Genomic DNA, 1,257 nt, shown 5'->3' with positions numbered 1-1,257 from the left:
ACATCCTAGAAGAAGTTCTCAACAATACAGACAATTTGGCAAAACTAGCTGGTGAGCTAGATCTTGGCAAAAAAGCGCCATCAGAAAGTACTGAGGGAGCAGAATAATGACGACTCAAGTTGAAAAACAACTCGATCCTACGGTGGGTGAACAAACCACTTCATTTCTTGAACAGGCTATTGGTGCGACGAAACAAACAGAAGCATCGAGAGCAGAAGAGCTGATAAAGACACTGACTGAAGAAGCGATGAAGGGGACGGTTTCTTGGAATAAAAACCTAACCGTAACTTTCCGTGAAGCGATTAATTTGCTTGATAGACAGATTTCAGAGCAGCTTTCTGAAGTTATGCACCATCCTGAGCTACAAAAGTTAGAAGGCTCATGGCGTGGGCTGAATTACTTAGTCATGAATTCTGAGACAAGTTCTACGCTGAAAATTCGCATGATCAGCATCACGAAGAAAGAGCTTCATAAAGACTTAAGTAAAGCGGTTGAATTCGATCAAAGTCAAATCTTTAAAAAAGTGTACGAATCTGAATTTGGTAGCGCTGGTGGTGAACCGTATGGTGCTTTAATTGGTGACTACGAGTTTACAAACCATCCAGAAGATATTGAGTCTTTGCGTTTAATGTCGAATGTTGCTGCTTCGGGTTTCTCACCATTCTTGTCTGCTGCTTCTCCTGCGCTATTTGGTTTTGATGAGTGGACAGAACTATCTAAACCGCGCGATTTAGATAAAGTCTTTGAGTCGTTGGAATATGCGCAATGGCGCTCTTTCCGTGAAAGTGCAGATTCTCGTTTTGTAAGCTTAACGATGCCTAAAGTATTAGCCCGCCTACCATACGGCCAAGCTACGTCTCCTGTAGAAGCGTTTGGCTTTGAAGAGTTTGATGTGGATCCTGTGTCGGGTATCGCCGTTAATGCTGATCACAATGATTATTGTTGGATGAACTCATCGTACGTGCTTGGCGTCAAACTGACGGATGCATTTTCTAAGTATGGTTTCTGTACTGCTATTCGTGGCGCAGAGGGTGGTGGGCGAGTTGATAACCTACCAACACACTTCTTCATGAGTGATGATGGCGACCCTGATATGAAGTGCCCAACGGAAATTGGCATTACAGACCGCCGTGAAGCGGAATTGGGTAAACTGGGTTTCTTACCGTTGTGTCACTACAAAAATACAAACTATGCCGTGTTCTTTGGTGCTCAAACTTGTCAAAAACCAGCAAATCATGAATCTCCAGAAGTGGCAGC

The 1,257-nt window shown here is 43.5% G+C and carries 1 protein-coding gene and 1 pseudogene; both read left to right on the top strand.

Annotated elements, in window-relative coordinates; translation table 11 throughout:
* Window positions 1–107, top strand: a pseudogene (locus R7P72_RS26405) (type VI secretion system contractile sheath small subunit); the annotation flags it as partial.
* Window positions 107–1,257 (top strand): type VI secretion system contractile sheath large subunit (gene tssC, locus R7P72_RS24855; protein WP_318110939.1); only part of this gene is annotated, 1,151 nt, incomplete at its 3' end. The pseudogene R7P72_RS26405 and the gene tssC, both read left to right, overlap by 1 nt.

The organism is Vibrio sp. Vb0888 (assembly GCF_033338835.1).
GTDB classification, from domain to species: Bacteria; Pseudomonadota; Gammaproteobacteria; order Enterobacterales; family Vibrionaceae; genus Vibrio; species Vibrio alginolyticus.
Note: the sequence above shows the minus strand (reverse complement) of the source record. Positions and strands in the feature narration are given on the sequence as shown.